The 16,744-nt window shown below is 69.1% G+C and carries 19 protein-coding genes; 12 read left to right on the top strand and 7 right to left on the bottom strand.

Features of this window, described 5'->3' with window-relative positions; translation table 11 throughout:
* Positions 1-400 precede the first annotated feature (400 nt).
* The 4 genes from O7620_RS05075 to O7620_RS05060 form a co-directional block, all read right to left on the bottom strand.
* Complete coding sequence (locus O7620_RS05075; RefSeq protein WP_151490950.1) at positions 401-898, bottom strand: LURP-one-related family protein; 498 nt, start codon at positions 896-898, stop codon at positions 401-403.
* Positions 899-1,190: 292 nt separating this feature from the next.
* Positions 1,191-1,835, bottom strand: coding sequence for a response regulator transcription factor (locus O7620_RS05070; RefSeq protein ID WP_278122055.1), 645 nt, complete (start codon positions 1,833-1,835; stop codon positions 1,191-1,193).
* Positions 1,832-2,566 carry a histidine kinase gene (locus O7620_RS05065; protein WP_278122054.1) on the bottom strand — a complete coding sequence of 245 codons (735 nt, stop codon included), beginning with the start codon at positions 2,564-2,566 and terminating at the stop codon, positions 1,832-1,834. Before O7620_RS05065 ends, O7620_RS05070 begins: the two co-directional genes overlap by 4 nt.
* Entirely contained in the window at positions 2,527-2,976 is a 450-nt protein-coding gene (locus tag O7620_RS05060; protein ID WP_278122053.1) for a hypothetical protein, read from the bottom strand. The genes O7620_RS05065 and O7620_RS05060 overlap by 40 nt, the downstream gene beginning before the upstream one ends.
* Before the next feature lie 173 nt (positions 2,977-3,149).
* Here O7620_RS05060 and O7620_RS05055 point away from each other — a divergent pair, with 173 nt between their 5' ends.
* The 5 genes from O7620_RS05055 (at position 3,150) to O7620_RS05035 (ending at position 9,009) form a co-directional block, all read left to right on the top strand.
* On the top strand, positions 3,150-4,265 hold the full coding sequence (locus tag O7620_RS05055; protein WP_278122052.1) for a DUF418 domain-containing protein: 1,116 nt from the start codon (positions 3,150-3,152) through the stop codon (positions 4,263-4,265).
* 200 nt (positions 4,266-4,465) lie between these two features.
* Entirely contained in the window at positions 4,466-5,176 is a 711-nt protein-coding gene (locus O7620_RS05050; RefSeq protein WP_278122051.1) for an SDR family oxidoreductase, read from the top strand.
* Between the two features lie 368 nt (positions 5,177-5,544).
* Positions 5,545-6,648, top strand: a complete 1,104-nt coding sequence (locus tag O7620_RS05045) for an FUSC family protein (protein WP_278122050.1) — start codon at positions 5,545-5,547, stop codon at positions 6,646-6,648.
* Positions 6,649-6,888: 240 nt separating this feature from the next.
* A complete protein-coding gene (locus tag O7620_RS05040; protein ID WP_278122049.1) occupies positions 6,889-7,455 on the top strand; it encodes an RICIN domain-containing protein in 567 nt (188 codons plus the stop codon).
* Between the two features lie 426 nt (positions 7,456-7,881).
* On the top strand, positions 7,882-9,009 hold the full coding sequence (locus O7620_RS05035) for a hypothetical protein (RefSeq protein ID WP_278122048.1): 1,128 nt from the start codon (positions 7,882-7,884) through the stop codon (positions 9,007-9,009).
* Positions 9,010-9,138: 129 nt separating this feature from the next.
* Here the strand turns inward: O7620_RS05035 and O7620_RS05030 are convergent, their stop codons facing one another.
* Complete coding sequence (locus O7620_RS05030; RefSeq protein WP_278122047.1) at positions 9,139-9,981, bottom strand: aldo/keto reductase; 843 nt, start codon at positions 9,979-9,981, stop codon at positions 9,139-9,141.
* Positions 9,982-10,203: 222 nt separating this feature from the next.
* Here O7620_RS05030 and O7620_RS05025 point away from each other — a divergent pair, with 222 nt between their 5' ends.
* The 4 genes from O7620_RS05025 to O7620_RS05010 all read left to right on the top strand — a co-directional run bounded on the left by O7620_RS05025 (position 10,204) and on the right by O7620_RS05010 (position 13,540).
* Positions 10,204-10,785, top strand: a complete 582-nt coding sequence (locus O7620_RS05025; RefSeq protein WP_278122046.1) for a type 1 glutamine amidotransferase domain-containing protein — start codon at positions 10,204-10,206, stop codon at positions 10,783-10,785.
* A 447-nt stretch (positions 10,786-11,232) separates the two neighbouring features.
* Positions 11,233-12,240, top strand: coding sequence for a zinc-binding dehydrogenase (locus tag O7620_RS05020; RefSeq protein WP_278122045.1), 1,008 nt, complete (start codon positions 11,233-11,235; stop codon positions 12,238-12,240).
* 138 nt (positions 12,241-12,378) lie between these two features.
* Complete coding sequence (locus tag O7620_RS05015; RefSeq protein WP_278122044.1) at positions 12,379-13,059, top strand: TMEM175 family protein; 681 nt, start codon at positions 12,379-12,381, stop codon at positions 13,057-13,059.
* Positions 13,060-13,132: 73 nt separating this feature from the next.
* Positions 13,133-13,540: a DUF2267 domain-containing protein gene (locus O7620_RS05010; RefSeq protein ID WP_278122043.1), complete on the top strand. Its 408-nt coding sequence runs from the start codon at positions 13,133-13,135 to the stop codon at positions 13,538-13,540.
* Positions 13,541-13,557: 17 nt separating this feature from the next.
* Here O7620_RS05010 and O7620_RS05005 read toward each other — a convergent pair whose 3' ends face one another.
* Positions 13,558-14,343, bottom strand: a complete 786-nt coding sequence (locus O7620_RS05005) for a sigma-70 family RNA polymerase sigma factor (RefSeq protein ID WP_278126872.1) — start codon at positions 14,341-14,343, stop codon at positions 13,558-13,560.
* Positions 14,344-14,352: 9 nt separating this feature from the next.
* Positions 14,353-14,478, bottom strand: a complete 126-nt coding sequence (locus tag O7620_RS05000; protein ID WP_278122042.1) for a hypothetical protein — start codon at positions 14,476-14,478, stop codon at positions 14,353-14,355.
* A 176-nt stretch (positions 14,479-14,654) separates the two neighbouring features.
* Between O7620_RS05000 and O7620_RS04995 the strand changes: the two genes are divergently transcribed.
* The 3 genes from O7620_RS04995 (at position 14,655) to O7620_RS04985 (ending at position 16,734) form a co-directional block, all read left to right on the top strand.
* Positions 14,655-15,485, top strand: coding sequence for an IS5 family transposase (locus tag O7620_RS04995; RefSeq protein ID WP_278122041.1), 831 nt, complete (start codon positions 14,655-14,657; stop codon positions 15,483-15,485).
* On the top strand, positions 15,482-15,889 hold the full coding sequence (locus O7620_RS04990; RefSeq protein WP_278122040.1) for a hypothetical protein: 408 nt from the start codon (positions 15,482-15,484) through the stop codon (positions 15,887-15,889). Before O7620_RS04995 ends, O7620_RS04990 begins: the two co-directional genes overlap by 4 nt.
* Positions 15,890-16,017: 128 nt before the next feature.
* Positions 16,018-16,734: a DUF899 family protein gene (locus O7620_RS04985; protein ID WP_278122039.1), complete on the top strand. Its 717-nt coding sequence runs from the start codon at positions 16,018-16,020 to the stop codon at positions 16,732-16,734.
* Positions 16,735-16,744: the final 10 nt, after the last annotated feature.

The raw sequence follows: 16,744 nt of genomic DNA, 5'->3' as shown, positions 1-16,744 counted from the left end.
GCGTTGAGACCGTCGGTGAAGTCCCGTCGTCCTCGGGCGAGGGGTCGAGCATGCGTGATGATCTCGCTTTTCGACGCTCGGGCGCAAGTGCCTGCCGGCGCCTCGCGCCGCGGAATTCCTGCAGCGCCGCCGTCCGTGCCACACGGATCTCAGCTACCGGCGACGTCGCTCTTGGGCATGGCGCCCGCGCCGCGGGACACCATGAGGAGCCCACGGAAGACGACCTCGTGGGCGTCCCCGATGGTCTCGGCCCGGACGTCGTCCACGACGATCCTGACCCAGCCGCCGGCCGACTCCGGAAACACGACGGACTGGCACCGGCATGAACCGGACCACCCCGCGCGGAGTACCGCACCCCGCCCCCAGCCGTAGGCGGTCCGCGCGCCCCGCGGATCCCGGGTCAGTCCTCGTCGCTCTTTTTCTTGTCGCGGTTCAGGGCCAGGTCGAGCGCGAGGACGCTGCCGATGATGAGCAGCGGGTCGACGCCGGCAGTGACCTGCACGGCGTAGGTGTCGCGGATCGTCAGCCACCGCTTGGAGACGGCGGCCACCTCGGTGCCGTCGCGTTCGATCACGTACTCGTGGTCGAGCAGGTCGCCCTTCATCTCCAGGTCGTCGGGCCCCGGCACGTCGATGGTGAACTTGTCGCGAAACGGCGTGAGGAGTTTCTTGCGGACCTCTGCGGCCTTCTCGCCACCGATCCGGATCTCGTAGGTGGGACGCAGCGCCACCAGGTGCCGGTGCAGCGTGGCGACCTCCTGGCCGGAGGCGTCCTCGATGACGACCTTGTTGCGGACGCTGAGCACCTTGCCGTCGACGTGGAAGACCTTGGTGCCGTGCTCGTCGAGCACGTCGAAGTCGTCGCCGATCGAGAAGAACCGTTCCCTGATGACAAACATTCTTCAATTCTCCCCCACCGCGCCCGGACGTGCCGGCCGTGGCCGACCAGCCTTACGGGACTCGACACCACGTCACCGTCGACCGGTGGGATCGACGAGGACACCGGGGTTCGCGGACCCGTCGTGGGCAACCCGTTCGGCGTCGATCGGGCCGGACTTCGCGCCGGCCGCCCCGACAACCGGCCGGGAACCGGGGATCATCCCGCCCCGCCATTCGCTGGACGCAGCGGGCTGAGTCGATCATCGCTCGCCCGACACCGAGTCATGGTCAGGAAATGCTTCTCCGACGGCTTCACCGTGGCGTGCCGAGGCCGGCCTGGTGGGCCAACAGGGCGGCTTCGGTGCGGTTCTTGCAGTCCAGCTTGACCAACAGCCGGGAGACATAACCCTTGACGGTGGCCTCGGACAGGTGCAGACGACGCCCGATCTGATGGTTCGACCAACCGGCGCCCAGGCCCTCCAGCACCTCCCGCTCACGATCGGTCAGCGAGGCGCAGATGTCGCGGACGTGTTGGCGGTGACGGTGCCCCGTACTGCCGATCAGCCGTTGGGCCGCCATCGGCGACAGGACGGTGTTGCCGGAGGCGGCGACCCTCACCAGGTCGGCGAGTTCCTCCGGTGCGGTGGACTTGACCAGGAACCCGACAGCGCCGGCCCGCAACGCGCGGAGCACGTACTCGTCCAGATCGAAGGTGGTGAGAGCGACGATCCGTGGGGGCGTGGGAAGCGTCGCGATGCGCTCGATCGCGGTGAGCCCGTCGACGCCGGGCATCCGCAGGTCGATCAGCATCACGTCGGGGCGTAGCCGGACCGCGGCCTCCACCGCCTCGGCACCGTCGTACGCCTCACCGACCACGTCCAGGCCGGAAGCGGTGAGGATGGTGCGCAGGTGCGCGCACACCATCCGCTCGTCATCGACGAGCAGGACGCGGATCACCGCCCTGCCGCCGTCGGCACGTACGCCGGGAGTGTGCCGGACACGGTGAAGCCACCGTCCGGCGTCACCCCGGTGGACAGCGTGCCGCCGACGACCTCCACCCGGTGTCGCAGCCCGGCCAGACCGCTGCCGCCGCCGACAGCGGTGAGGCCAACGTCGGGTGGGTAGCGCCCCGGGGTGTTCGCGACCGACGCGCGCACCCCGTTCCCGTCGTAGCGCACCGCCACGGTGACGTCGGCGCCGGGCGCGTGCTTGTGCACGTTCGTCAAAGACTCCTGCACGATCCGGAAGAGCGTCCGTCGGACGGTCGGAGCGACGATGGCCGGATCACCGTCCTCCTCGAGTCGTACCGCAAGACCGACCGCACGGGAATCGTCCACGAGTGACGCCAGGTCGGGCCCGTCGGACGGTTCGGCGGGTCTGACCGGCAGCCCATCTCCGGTGCGCAGCACCCCGACCAGATCGCGCAGTTCGGCCAACGCTTGGCAGCCGGCCACCCGCAGCTCCTCGGCCGCCAGTCGGGCGGCGGGATCGGTGGTGCTGACCCGCAGCGCACCCGCCTGCAACACCATGAGGTTGATCCGGCGGGTGACCACGTCGTGCATCTCCCCGGCCAGCTTCGTCCGCTCGTCGGCCCGGGCTTGTTCGGCCAGCAGCAGCCGCTCTCGCTCGGCCCGTTCGGCCCGGCCGGTCAGCTCGGCCACCAGTCTCCGCCGGGCGCCGACGTACATGCCGAGCAGCGCGGACGACAGGATGACGGCGGGCGCGGAGATCGGGTCGGGGATTGCCCAGGCCCGCGCGCCCCCAGGAACGCCGCCGCCACGATCGCGACAACGGCCCACTGCCGCCAACGCCGTCCGCCGCCGTGGGCGGTGACGGCGTAGGGCGCGAGGAGGGCGGCCCACGCCGGCGCGAACAGGCTGATCGCGGCGATCGACAATGCAACGGTGTACGGACGCTGGCGGCGCACCAGCAGCATCGCGGCGGCGGCGATCTGGGCGGCCACGTAGGCCCACGCCGGTGCGGCGATCAGGTGTTCGTCGCGGTCCGGACCGGTGAGTTCCAGCCCCGACCCGGCCGCCGCCGCCACAACCGCCACGAGCACGTTGACGGCGACCGAGAGTACGCGGCTGCGCCCCATGCCTGGAGGGTAGCCGGACCGGTGAGCTAGGGCCCGTCGTGCGGGCCGCCGCGGCCAACGACCCTACTTTCGTCGCGGGCGAACCCGACGATGGTCGCGGTTGCGCCGCCCGGCCTTCGCCTGCGGGGTTGACTGACGCCGATGGGTGACAGCCGGATCCAGGAGGCGATCAGATGGCGACTTCCAGCGACCACGCCGATCAGGGTGACCTCCTGGGCCGTCTCCCGCGTTCCACGCCGACGGCGGTGCCCGATGCCGCCTCGGCGACCGAGGAGGTGTCCACCGCGGGGCCTCGCATCGAAGCCCTCGATGCGCTGCGCGGATTCGCCCTCTGCGGAATTCTGATCATCAACATCTACCAGCAGGTCGTGTTCCACGGGGAGGCCGCCGGCACGGCACCGCAACTCCCGACCGCCGTCCAGCTGCTCTTCTACGAGCGGTTCTACCCCATCTTCTCGATCCTGTTCGGCGTCGGCTTCGGCATCTTCCTGCGGCGCGCGGCCGCCCGGACCGAGCGCCCCAGGGTGGTGCTGGCCCGTCGGCTCGCGGTGCTGCTGCTCATCGGCATCGCGCACTTCCTCGTCCACCCCGGCGAAGCGCTGACGGCGTACGCGCTGGCCGGACTGCTCGTGCTGCTCCCCCTGAGCTACCTGGGAGGGCGGGTCGCCCTCGTCGTGGCAGTCGTGGTGCTGATCGTCGGCGCCCAACTCGTCGTCGGCTACGGACCGATCCCCGGACTGCTCACACTCGGGTATGCCCTGGCGATGCTCGGCGTGCCGTCCGAGATCGAACGCCGTACCGGCCGGGTCGCCGCCGCGTTCGTCATCCTCGCCGCCCTGGCCGCCACCTGGATCGTCCTGGAGCTGCGGCAGGTTGACCTGCCCGTCGTCAACGTGACAGGAGGCCCCGGAGGTGGAGTCAGCCTGCTCGGCCCGCTCGCCGGCATCGTCACCGGTCTTGCGTACTGCTGTGGCCTGCTCCTGCTGCTGCGGACCCCGGTCGGGCCGGCGCTGTCCGCGGTGCTGTCCCCGATGGGCCGGATGGCACTGACCAACTATCTCACCGCGACCGTGTTGTTCCTCGCCCTCGGTCCCTGGCTCGGCATCAGCAGCACCACGGACCTGCCCCAGATCATTGGCCTGACGGTCGGGATCATCGTCGTTCAGGCGACGTGGAGTGTGTTGTGGCTCCGGTCGTTCCGATACGGGCCGGTCGAATGGGCGTGGCGATGCCTCACGTGGTGGCGCCGCGCACCGATTCGGCGGCCGACGGCCGCGTCACCGACCTGAGCTCACCGCGGGGCACACACCCGGGGCTGGACGGTACGTGTGCAGTGCGGCGATCCGTTGGGCGGTGGCCGCTCGCTGATCACCGCCCTGGTCAGGCGCGGGATCGCCGTCAGCCCGGCGATGCTACGCCGCAGCGGTCGAACGTGATCTGCCTCGCATGACTTGCCCCTGACGTCAACGTGAGATTTTAGCGTAGGCGCATGCAGATCAACGGCTCAACAGCTCTCGTGACCGGCGCCAACCGCGGCCTGGGCAAGGCCTTCACCGAGGCTCTCCTCGCCCGCGGCGCCACGACCGTCTACGCGACCGCCCGTCGATTCGACAGCATCGACATCCCCGGCGCTGTCCCCCTCCATCTGGACATCACGGATCCGGCGTCCATCGAGGCCGCGGCGGGCAAGGTGGGCGACCTCGACATCCTCATCAACAACGCCGGCACCTCCACGGAAGCCCCGCTGCTCGGCCCCTCCACCGACAACATCCGTCGCGACTTCGACACCAACTTCTGGGGCACTCTCAACGTGACCCGCGCCTTCGCTCCCAGGCTCGGGGGCGGCGCCATCCTCAACGTCATCTCGGCGTTGAGCTGGTACACCATCAGCCCCGGCAGCAATGGCTACGCCGCCTCCAAGGCCGCGGAATGGTCCCTGACGAACGGCATCCGACTCGAACTGGCCGACCAGAAGACGCTGGTCACCGCCCTGGCGCTGGCGATCGCCGACACGGACATGATGGCCGGCTTCGACATTCCCAAGCTCCCGCCCCACGAGGTGGTCGCCCAGGCCCTCGACGGACTGGAAGCGGGCAAGATCAAAGTCATCGCCGACAAGCCCACCGCCAACGTCAAGGCCTCCCTCTCCCGCGACCCCGCCCTCTTCTACGCCGACATCACCGGCAACCTCTTCGGGTGACCTTGCCGGCACTCCACGCCGCATCGGCACGGTCGACGTGCGTACGCCCGACGCGGCGGCCGGGTTCCGGTGGAGCCGGGCCGCCGCGGCGGGAGACCTCCGATGAACACGCTGTTCGCCCGCACACCCCCGCCAACCGATCGGCCCCGGCGCGTCCCGGTCCGAACCCAGCCGGCCGGCATGCCGGCGTCCGCTACGGCCGGAGGCCCCGGCGTGCTGCACATGGCCGGTGCCTGTAGTCGTCCCCGGCCGCCCGTCCCGGGTGCCGCCCGCCACCCGAGCGATTGAGCAGGTCAGGGGCGGGGTAGTGACCCTCGCAGAAGATCAATCGGCGGCCCCGGGTCCGTCCGGCGAGAGGGGTGCCACCGGTGCGGAGGTGGGGACGCGACGCCATCGCGCGGTTGCGGGGCGACGGGATGACCGTGATCGAGTTGACCGCCGCCGCGGTGGTCGCCTGGATCGTGGCTGCGGTGGTGATCCGTCACCCGGACCCGTTCTACGCCCCGACCGCCGCGCTCGTCGTGCTCGGTGAGTCCCGCGGGCGACGGCTGCGGCAGACCGTCGAGATCCTGCTCGCCGTGGCCGCCGCCGTGCTCGTCGCGGAGCTGCTGGTGTACACGCTGGGCCCGGGCACCGACACGGTCCTGCTGGTGCTGGTACTGACCACCACGACGCTCGTGCTGATCGGGGCCCGCCGTGCCCTGGTCGTGCAGGCCACCGTCTCGGCCATGTACCTGGTCGTGGTCGCCGCGCCGCACGGGACGCTGATGCCGTTCCGCTTCGTCGACGCGCTCATCGGTGGCGCGGTGGCGCTGGCCGCCAGCCAGCTGATGGCCACCCGCGACCCGCTGGCGCCGCTGGTGGCGCAGGCCCGGCGCAGCTACACCGACCTGGCCGACCTGCTCGACCAGGTGAACGCGGCGTTGCAGGGCTGCGACGAGGACGCCGCCCGCGCCGCGCTGGACCAGGCCCGGCAGGTGGACGACTGCGTCGCCCAGATGCAGGCCGCCGTGCTCGCCACCGGTGAGACGCTGCGGCTGGGCCTGCGCCGCCGGCACCTGGGCAAGCTCGTCGACGTGGAGGCGACGCTGCGGCAGCTCGACTACGCCGCCCGCAACATCCGGGTGCTGGCCCGGGCCGGCGTGACCCTGACCCGCCGGCACACCGCCACACCGCCGGAGCTGGCCGCCGCGATCGGCGCGCTGACCGCCGCCGTACGGTCGGCCGGAGAGGCCCTGGCCCGCGACCTCAGCGGCGCCGACGCCGACCGACACGCGCACTCGGCCGACGCGGCGGCCCTGAAGGCGGTCCGGATCGCCGCGGGCCTGCTGCGCTCCGACCCGCCGCTGCCGGTCACCATGATTGTCGGGCAGATCCGGGCGACCGCGATCGACCTGCTACGCGGCGTCGGCCACGACGACGTGACGGTGCTGGACCGCGTGGATGAGGCGCTCGGTCTGAGCCGGGCGTGACGCCCGGTCGGTCGACGCAGCGGTGGACAGCCTCTGCGGGCACGCCAACGCTGCCTTCGGATCCGCCGGAGAGGTCACCCCAGCGGGTCACTGGCGAGGGCTAGCTGTTGCCGCTCGACCGCATCAGGCGCAGGCACCCGAGCAAGCCGCAACCCGGCCAGACAATCAGAGATGTACATGCTTGGTTGTCTTGGGTAGGGTCGTGCCCGTTGTTTGTCCGATGAATTGGGGGGAACGAGTATGAGGCTGCGGACATTCGCCGCTGTCTTCACCACGCTGGTCGGGATTGCCGCCGGCGGAATGGTCGCACCGTCCGCTGCGTACGCCGCGGACAACGGGCCGTGGGAGGTCTTTCCCGCCAGCGCTGTCGACAAGTGTCTCGAAGTCCAGGGCGGTTCGACCGCGCTCAGCGCGCAGGTCCAGGTCTACACCTGTGCAACCTGGGACGGCGGTGTCACGCCGCTACACCAGCGGTGGATCTTCCGGCCCACCTCCGGTGGCTACCAGCGCATCATCAACGGCAAGACGGGAATGTGCGCCAACATCAAGGGCAGCACGGACGTCAACAGTACGAAAATCGTCCAGTACAACTGTGGTGGCAGCGGGACGCTGAACGACCAGTGGTACCCGCAGTTCGTGCGGAAAATCGGCGGGTTCGACTTCTACCAGTTCAAGAGTCGGCTGAACCCCGCGAAGTGCCTCAACGTGCAGGGCAGCACGACGTCTAACGGATCCGACCTGATCCTCTACACGTGCGCGACGACGAACAACGCCATCTTCTCCTGGACGCCGGCAGTGCAGGCGTAGGCCGCGGTGGCATTGCAGTGAACGCCAAGGGTCAGGCGCGGGATGTCCGCGCCTGACCCTTGGCGTGCGGGATACCGCGAGTTATCTGAGGAGGAACATCGCCGCGAGGATCAGCTCGTCGCCCGTACGGGGAGTTGCCGGCGCAGCCTGACGATGACGCGCTCCGGGGCGAACCCGCTCGGTCAGCCCGTGACCCTCGTGCTCCTTCCACTGAATCCGCTGCACCCATCGGGGTGGTCTTCTAGGCTTCGTGGGGTGCCCGGATCGGCGAGAGCGTCGCGGTGGCGCTATACGGGCCGGCCGGTGTGCTCCTCTCGGCGGCACGGCTCTACCGCCACGTCAGTCGGATCGGGAGCTGCCGCTGACGCCGCATGATGCCCCCGGTTCTCGCCATCGGCCGAGCCCGGCTAGCGGTGAGGAGCACCGATGACCGCCAGCGAACAGCAACGCCCGGAGATCGTCGTCGGGCTGGTGGCAACTCCGCCGGACCAGCCCGCCCGGGTGGCCACGCGGCTCAGCGCCGAGTTGGCCAGCGGGCTCACCGAGCGGGTGAGCGCCGACGTGCGGTGGACCATCCGGGAAGGCTGGGGGAAGGTGGCGCCGCGCCGCGACGGCGGCGTTGAGGCCCTACTCGACGACGTTGCTCGACGGCGCGCCGACGACGAGTGGGACGTCGCCATCTGCCTGACCGACCTGCCACTGCACGCCGAGCGGGTGCCGCTGGTCGCGCAGACCTCCGCCCGACGCCGAGCCGCGGTCGTGTCCCTGCCCGCGCTGGGACTGCATCAGCTGCGAGCGGCCCGCTTGGCCGTTCCGGATCTGGTGAGTCGGCTTCTGAGCGACGCTCCCGACCAGCGGGTGCCGCCGGCCGGCTCGGCACCGGCCGAGACGGCACGCCAGGTTCCCGCCGTCCACCGAATGATCGGCGAGGCTGACGCCGGCGAGCGACGCTACGTCGCCTCCGGGCTGATCGGCCGGGTACGGCTGTTGGCTGGCATGGTCCGCGCCAACCGCCCGGGGCGTGCTCTGCTGGGCCTGTCCAAGCTGCTGGTCGGCGCGTTCGGCACGGCCGCGTTCGCACTCACCACGGACACCATCTGGCAGATGGGCGATGCGCTCGGCGGACTCCGACTCACCGTGATCATGCTGCTCGGGTTGGGCGCGTTGGTGGCGTGGCTGATCGTCGCGCACGACCTGTGGGAGAAACCAACCCGAGAGACACCAGCTGAGCTGGCACGGCTGTTCAACCTGGGGACGATCCTTACTCTCACGCTGGCCACAGCGGTGTCATACGTGGTGTTACTCGTGGGAACGGTGCTCGTCGGGGCACTGCTGATCGACACATCCGTGCTGGAACAGACTTTGCAGCAGTCGGTCGGTCTCAGCGACTATCTGACGCTCGCCTGGATCACCAGCTCGCTGGCCACTGTGGGAGGCGCGATCGGCTCCGGCCTGGAGAATGAGGAGACGGTTCGGGCCGCCGCCTACGGCTACCACCCGCAACCCGACGGCTGGCAGGACGAGAAGGCCGGGCGGGTGCACAGCGGTAGCTGAGTCGACGCGACCCCGCTCCGCACAGGTCGCAGGGATGCTCGATGCACGGGCTCACCTCACGCGCGATGATCCCGTTCGTCACCAGCTCGACGGCGATCTCGCCTGGTCCCGCCGGAAGGGCCGCTGGCCCTACAACATCTCCAGCGGTTGTGGGCCTCCCGGCGGCGGGAACGCCGTGTCGAGTGCCGCCACGTCCTCCTCGGTCAGCTGTACGTCACGCGCTTCGGCGTTTTCTCGGGTGTGTTTCGCATTGGACGATCGGGGGATGGCCGCGACCATCTCCTGCCGCAGCACCCAGGCCAGCGCGACCTGAGCGGCTGTGGCCTCGTGCCGGGCGGCGACCTCTTCGACCTGGGGGTGACCGAGCAGCCGCCCCTGCTCGATCGGCGAGTACGCCATCACCGGGATGCGGTGCTCGCGTAGCCAGGGCAGGAGGTCGTACTCGGGACCGCGGCGGGTGAGGTTGTACAGGATCTGATTGGTCGCGCAGGCATCTCCGCCCGCCTCAAGGAGTTCTGTCATGTCCGAGAGATCGAAGTTGCTCACACCCCACTGCCCGATGTCGCCGGCGTCGACGAGTTCGGCGAACGCCTCGATCGTCTCCGTGAGTGGATGCGTGCCGCGCCAGTGCAGCAGGTAGAGGTCGATGTGGTCGACGCCGAGTCGTTGCAGGCTGCGGCGGCAGGCCTGCACGGTTCCCTGTCGGCTGGCGTTGGACGGCAGCACCTTGTCAACGAGGAACACGTCGGCTCTGCGTCCGACGATCGCCTCGCCGACGAGTTCCTCGGAAGCGCCGTCACCGTACATCTCCGCAGTGTCGATCATGGTCATGCCCAGGTCGAGCCCGGTGTGCAGGGCGGTCATCTCGTCCCGCCGCCTCGCGGGGTGCTCGCCGAGGTACCAGGTTCCCTGGCCGAGCACGGGCATGGTTTGGCCGGACGGTAGCTCGATCGCGTCGGCAGGCATCGTCATGTCGATCTCTCCGGGTAACAGTGGGTGGTCTGGGTTACCCGCCGCGAGAGGCAGCACACGCGTCGCGGCCCTCTCCCCGCAGGCAGCGGCCGCGCAACGGGCACCTCCGGATTGTCCCCTTCAGCCGGCCTCGCTGCCCAGTTTGCGGGTTCCCGTACCGGGAAGGTGACCGCGATCTAGCGATGCGCCGCCGCGGCGGCGTCGAAGAGGGAGGCCGCAGAAATGGCGCAGAGCCAGCAGCCACTGACTGGCAAGCGAGTCGCTTGCCTCGCCGCCGACGGGGTGGAGGACGTGGAATACACCCAGTCCCGAGCCGCTGCGGAGCAGGCGGGAGCAGAAGTTCACCTGATCTCGTTGCAATCCGGCGAGATCCAGTCGATGAACCAGGACATCAACCCGGCCAACCACTATCGGGTGGATCGGACCGTGAACGAGGCCAATGCGGCCGACTACGACGCCCTGTTGCTTCCGGGCGGGACGGTCAACCCCGACCGACTCCGGATGAATCCGCAGGCGATGGACTTCGTCCGGGCGTTCTTTCAGCAACAGAAGCCGGTGGCGGCAATCTGCCACGGCCCCTGGTCGTTGGTCGAGACCGGCATGGTCAACGGCCGGACTCTCACCTCGTTCCCCAGCCTGCGAACCGACATCCGCAACGCCGGCGGGAACTGGGTCGACCAACAGGTGCAGGTCGACAACGGCCTCGTCACCAGCCGCAGCCCCAGCGACCTACCGGCCTTCTGCGCAAAGATGGTCGAGGAGTTCGCCCAGGGCGAGGACGTCCGCCAGATGGCGACGGCCTGATCAATGTGGCTCAGGGCCGGAGCATCAGGCCGAGCCCGTGGCGGCGTTTGTGCCGCCGCTCGAAAGGGCCTCCGCTCCCACCGAGCCGCGACTGTTGGACCCCGACCAGCCGGTTCCAACAGCCGGCCGGCCTTCGGTGGCTGGCGTACACCGCAGGCGCACGGCAGGTGTGTGAGCGACGAAGTCGGTTACCGGTGCTCGTGATTGGCCGTGACGTCGTGCTGAGCAACGGAACAGGGATCGCCTCCACACTGCGGCCGGTGGGCGCATTGAGGCGGTTTCCGAGGGGTATCCGGGTGCCTACGGGTCGCGCCCGGACCGTCGTGAACCGGAATGCACGGTCGGTGCGACCGGATACGGAGGCTACCCGTGGCTCAACTAGCAACCCGAGAGGCAGTGAAGGCCAGGCAGGACGAGATTCAGCGTCGGGGGCGTGGGCTCGGCTGGATGAGTCTCAGTCTTGGCGTGGCACAGCTGGCGGCACCGGACATGGTGCGTCGGATCAGCGGAGTGGACGACTCCCCGACGTCGCGGACGGTGGTTCCGCTGGTCGGAGCGCGGGAGTTGGTGCACGCCGCCGAGCTGTACTCCTGCTGCGAGAACTCCAACCCGAACGCCGGGATCGCGGAGAAGATGTTCGGTCACCCGGTCGCCGGGATTTTCGGCTATTCGCACCTGACCGGCGGCTTCGCCGGCGGTCAGGCGCAGTACGCGCGGGTGCCGTTCGCCGACGTCGGCCCGCTGAAGATCGAGTCCGACCTGACCGACGAGCAGGTGCTGTTCCTCTCCGACATCCTGCCCACCGGCTACATGGGTGCGGAGATGTGCGACATCCAGCCCACCGACGTGGTGGCGGTGTGGGGTGCCGGCCCGGTCGGCCAGTTCGCGATGGACAGCGCCCGGGCGCTCGGCGCCGCGAAGGTCATCGCGATCGACAAGGAGCCCTACCGGCTGCAGATGGCCGAACGGGCGGGCCACACGCCGGTGAACTTCGAGGAGGTCGACGTGCGATCCCGGCTGCTGGAACTGACCGGCGGGCGGGGACCGGACAAGTGCATCGACGCGGTCGGTATGGAGGCCACCCACGGCAGCGTCGCCCTCCACGCCTACGACCGGGTCAAGCAGGCGGTCCGCTCGGAGACCGAGCGCCCGCACGCGCTGCGGCAGGCGATCCTGTCGTGCCGCAGCGGTGGCATCGTGTCGGTGATCGGCGTGTACGGCGGCTTCCTCGACAAGTTCCCGGCCGGGGCGTGGATGAACCGGGCGCTGACCCTGCGTACCGGTCAATGCCACGTGCAGCGCTACATGAAGCCGCTGCTGCAGCGCATCGAACGCGGGGAGATCGATCCGACCCGGGTCATCACCCACACCCTGCCGCTCGACCAGGCAGAACACGGCTTCGAGATCTTCAAGAACAAGCAGGACCACTGCGAGAAGGTCGTCCTCAAACCCTGACCACCACCCGCATCCGGCTACCGTGGCACGCCTGGTGGCCGGATGTGGCGTATCCGACGGCATCGATCTGCAGGTGCACGCATTCGCAACCGAGCTACCCAGCTGTTTGCCGCAGACGACCCCGGGTAGGCGCAATCGGTGAGCGGGCCAGACACGGACCTAGGCACCCGATCGGACACCAGCCGCGCCGTCGCGTTCAGCGACGCGATCTTCGCCATCATCATCACGCTGCTGGTCCTGGACCTCCGGGTGCCGGACGTCCCGCCTGGCCACCTCCTGTCCGGCTTGCTGGCTCAGTGGCCGTCGTACGTCGCCTATCTCGCGTCCTACTCGTACGTGGCCGTGGTCTGGCTCAACCACAAGGCGGCGTTCAACCGCATTCAACAGGTCGATCGCGGCCTGCATTGGATGAACCTGCTCGTGCTGTTCAGCACGGCGCTGCTGCCGTTTCCGACCATCGTCGTGTCGCACGCGCTGCAGGAGCACAACAACGCTGACCAGCGTGTGGCCATCGCCTTCTACGCGCTGATCGGCGCGTTGCTGTGTGCGACGTGGCTGGCGTTCTACCACTACCTGGCCCGGAACCCCGACCTGCTGAAGGACCAGGCCAAGGGCGGCTTCTTTCCGGTCGAGCGGGTCCGGGCCCTCGCCGGGGTCGTCCTGTACCTCCTTGCAGGGGTCGTGGGCTACCTGGTAAGGCCCTTGATCGGCCTGGTCATCTTCCTTCTCCCGCCCGTCTTCTACGCGATCACCAGCGCCGGCCTGTATCAGTTGCGAGTGACCCGACGTACCAACCACCGCCCTCCCCCACCGCGTTGAGGGCGGGCGATCCGCCGTTTCACCCGGGCGCAGGCGGATACCCGCGGCAATCCGGTTCGAAGGGGGATCCGAGGTGAACTACAGCGAGTTCATTCAGTCTGTGGCAGCACGGCCCGAGGTTCCGCCGGGGCAGGCCGAACCGATCACCCGCGCCACGCTCGAGACTATGGCAAACCGGATCACCGGGGGCCAGGCAAGGGACCTCGCCTCCCAGCTCCCCGAGGAGCTACGAAGCCTGGTGTCCAGGCCCACCGAGGATCCGGAACGGTTCGGACTCACGGAATTCCTCGAACGGGTGCAGTCCCGGGCAGGGGTCGATCGCCAGGTGGCCGCCGACGGAGCGCGAGCCGTGCTGGACACCCTCCGTGAGTCTGCCAGCGCGAAGGAGTACGGGGACTTTGTCGACCAGTTGCCGCAGGAGTTCTGGCAGTTGACCGGGCCGGGGTCGGGACAGCTCCAGCCCCGCCGGATCGGCACCTAGTACTCCAACGTCATCGTCTAGGGCTCGAGCGTGGCGGGCATGCTGAAGGCGGCGACGTGACGGGCACCGATGAAGGCGTTGCTCTCTACGATCTTCCCGTTCTCGATCCGGAGTACGTCGACGACCAGCGCCTCATAGTGCGGGCTGCCGGGCCGGCGGAGATAGTTGATCAGTGCCGGGCGCCCGTTGGCCGAGGTGGGGAAGGTACGCCAGTCGAGCGGTCGGCCGAGGAACTCCGCGGCCGCGTCGATCCCGACGACCGGCGGCTCGGGCGGCATCGTGATCCGTACGTCCTCGGCGAGCAGTGCCCGGACCGTCTCCGGGTCCTTCGCGTTGGCGTAGCGGCGCAGGATCTCTTCGTCCTCGCTGGTGAGCTGCGGGCGGCGCCAGTCCTGTGGGTCCGACGGAGCGCGCCGCCGGAGGGTGTGGCGGGCCCGCTGGAGGAGGCTGTTGACGGCCGCTACGGCGGTGTCGAGCGCGCCGGCGATCTCCTGCGGCGTCCAGCCGTAGACGTCGCGCAGCACGAAGGCCGCCCGCTGCCGCGGCGGCAGGTACATGAGCGCTGCGATCAGGGCCAGCTCGACGGTCTCCCGGGCGGCGAGACCGGTCTGCGGATCGTCGGCCAACAGGGCGTCTGGGTAGGGACCGAGCTCGGTGGACCACTCCAGCGGGTCACCATACGGAACCGTCCGGTGACCGGCCGCCTTGCGGCTGTCGAGGAAGACGTTCGTGGCGATCCGGTAGAACCAGGTGCGCGCCGACGCCCGACCCTCGAAGCGGTCGCGAGCCCGCCAGGCACGCAGGAAGGCCTCCTACACCAGGTCGTCCGCGTCGGTGACGTTCCCCGCGAGGCGGTAGCAGTGCACGTGTAGCTCGCGCCGGTGCTCGTCGAAGGCGCGCTGCAGCCAGACCGCCTGCTCGTCAGGCGAGTCGGACATGTGATCTCCCCGGGGCTGAGTGGTCCTCAGAGGGCGGTCTGAGGATGTTCGACTTGATCTATGGCTTGCGTCCAGTTGGCGATCTTTCAGCGGGTTTCGTCGTATGGCGATCGCTCGATGTTGTGAAAGGTGAATCCTGGTCGTGACCGTCGAGCGGTCGCGGCGTTAGGCCCGTCATGGGTGATCGAAAGCCGTATCCCAGTGACGTCAGTGACGAGCAGTGGGCGTTGATCGGGCCGTTCCTGCGGGCGTGGAAGGCCAGGCGTGTCTCGGTCTCGGGTCATCAGGGCGACTACGACCTGCGGGAGATCGTGAACGCGATCCTCTACCAGAACCGGACCGGCTGTCAGTGGGCGTACCTGCCGCACGACCTGCCCCCGAAGTCGGCGACCTACTACTACTTCGCCCTGTGGCGTGACGACGGCACCGACCAGACGATCCACGACCTCCTGCGCTGCCAGGCACGGGAGAAGGCCGGCCGGGCCGAGGACCCGACCGCGGTCGTACTGGACACCCAGTCGATCCGGGCCGCGAACCACGTCCCGGCCGCCACGACCGGCAAAGACGCCGCGAAGAAGGTACCCGGCCGCAAGCGGGGCCTGGCCGTGGACACGTTGGGCCTGATCATCGCGGTCGTGGTGACCGCCGCGTCGGCCACCGACAACGCCATCGGCATCCATCTGCTCGACAAGGTCGTCGAACACACACCGACGGTCACCCGCGCCTGGGTCGACGCCGGGTTCAAACAGGACTTCGCGCTGCACGGCGCCGTCCTGGGTGTCGATGTCGAGGTCGTCAAACGCGCCGACACCAGGCCCGGCTTCGTGCCGATCCGCAAACGGTGGATCGTGGAGCAGACCCACGGCACGCTCATGCTCCACCGCCGTCTCGTGCGCGAGTACGAGAGCCGACCGGAATCGGCCGTGTCCCGAACGTTGTGGGCATCCACGGCGAACATCATGCGTCGGCTGACCGGGACCAGCACACCCACCTGGCGGCACCGGTGAACCTGCCCGCGATCCTCGACCTGATCGCCGAACGCGAAACCACCGCGCGCCAGGCCGCCGACCAGCTCCGCGAGAAGATCACCACCCTCACCGCAGAACTCGCCCGCATCGACAGCGACCTGGCCGACCTGGCAACCACCCGCACCACCCTGCGCACCCTCGCCGCCACCGAGTTCACAGCCGAGGACCCGACGATAGCCAGCGCCCCCTACCAGCAGATCCTGCACGTCCTCACCACCGCGCCCACCGGCATGCGGGCAAAGGGCATCTGCCTCGCACTCGGCGTCGAACCCTCACCGAAACACGTCGAAGCCACCCGCGCGAAGCTGAAACGCATGGTCAACCACCAGGTCCTGACCGAAGACGAACCCGGAATGTTCACTCTCGCCCCGAAACGGACCTAATCTTTCGAACCACCCTCTCACAACCGTACTGACGACCGCGGACCCCATCCGTCATCGGTCACCGATGACGATCGCCGACTCGGTCGTCTGTACCTGTGACCAATCCCCACCCCACGAAGGAGACAGCCATGACGGCAACCCCCGCGTCCAGCGCAGCCACGCCCCCGGTCGTCGACCGGGAGACCTGGCTGCGCGAGCGCAACGAACTGCTGGCCCGGGAGAAGGCCCACACCCGCGAAGGAGACGCGATCGCAGCCGCTCGTCGTCAGCTGCCGATGACCTTGATGCCGACGGTGACGGTCCAGGGCCCCGGCGGGGACACCCCGCTGGTGGAGGTTTTCGAGGGCCGCCGGATGCTCATCGCCTACTTCCACATGTGGCGCGACGGCAAACCATACGGGGATCAGTGTGAGGGGTGCACCTTCTCGACCTGTCACATGCAGACGCTGGACTACCTGCATGCCCGGGACGTCACCTACGCCGCGTTCTGCCAGGGCCCCTACGACGAAAGTGCCCCGTTCGCGGAGTTCATGGGCTACCCGTTCCCCTGGTATTCGGCGAAAGACTCCGACCCGGCTCTGGCCGACGGTCGCGAATTCGGGTTCATCGCCTGCTACCTGCGCGACGGCGACCAGGTCTACGAAACCTACTGGACCACCGGGCGGGGCGTGGAGGCGTTGACGACCAGTTACCACGCCTTGGACCTCACCGTGTACGGCCGGCAAGAGAACTGGGAAAACTCACCCCAAGGTTGGCCGCGGGTCAGTGGTCACCCGTGGCGGCTCAACGGCCGCCCCACCGCGCAATGGTCACGCCCCGGCGTTACGCCGGCGGTGACGTCCTGACGCTCGAGAT

Origin of the sequence: Micromonospora sp. WMMD710, from assembly GCF_029626045.1 — a bacterium.
Classification (GTDB): Bacteria; Actinomycetota; Actinomycetes; order Mycobacteriales; family Micromonosporaceae; genus Micromonospora.
This window is presented reverse-complemented; position numbering and strand designations above follow the sequence as displayed.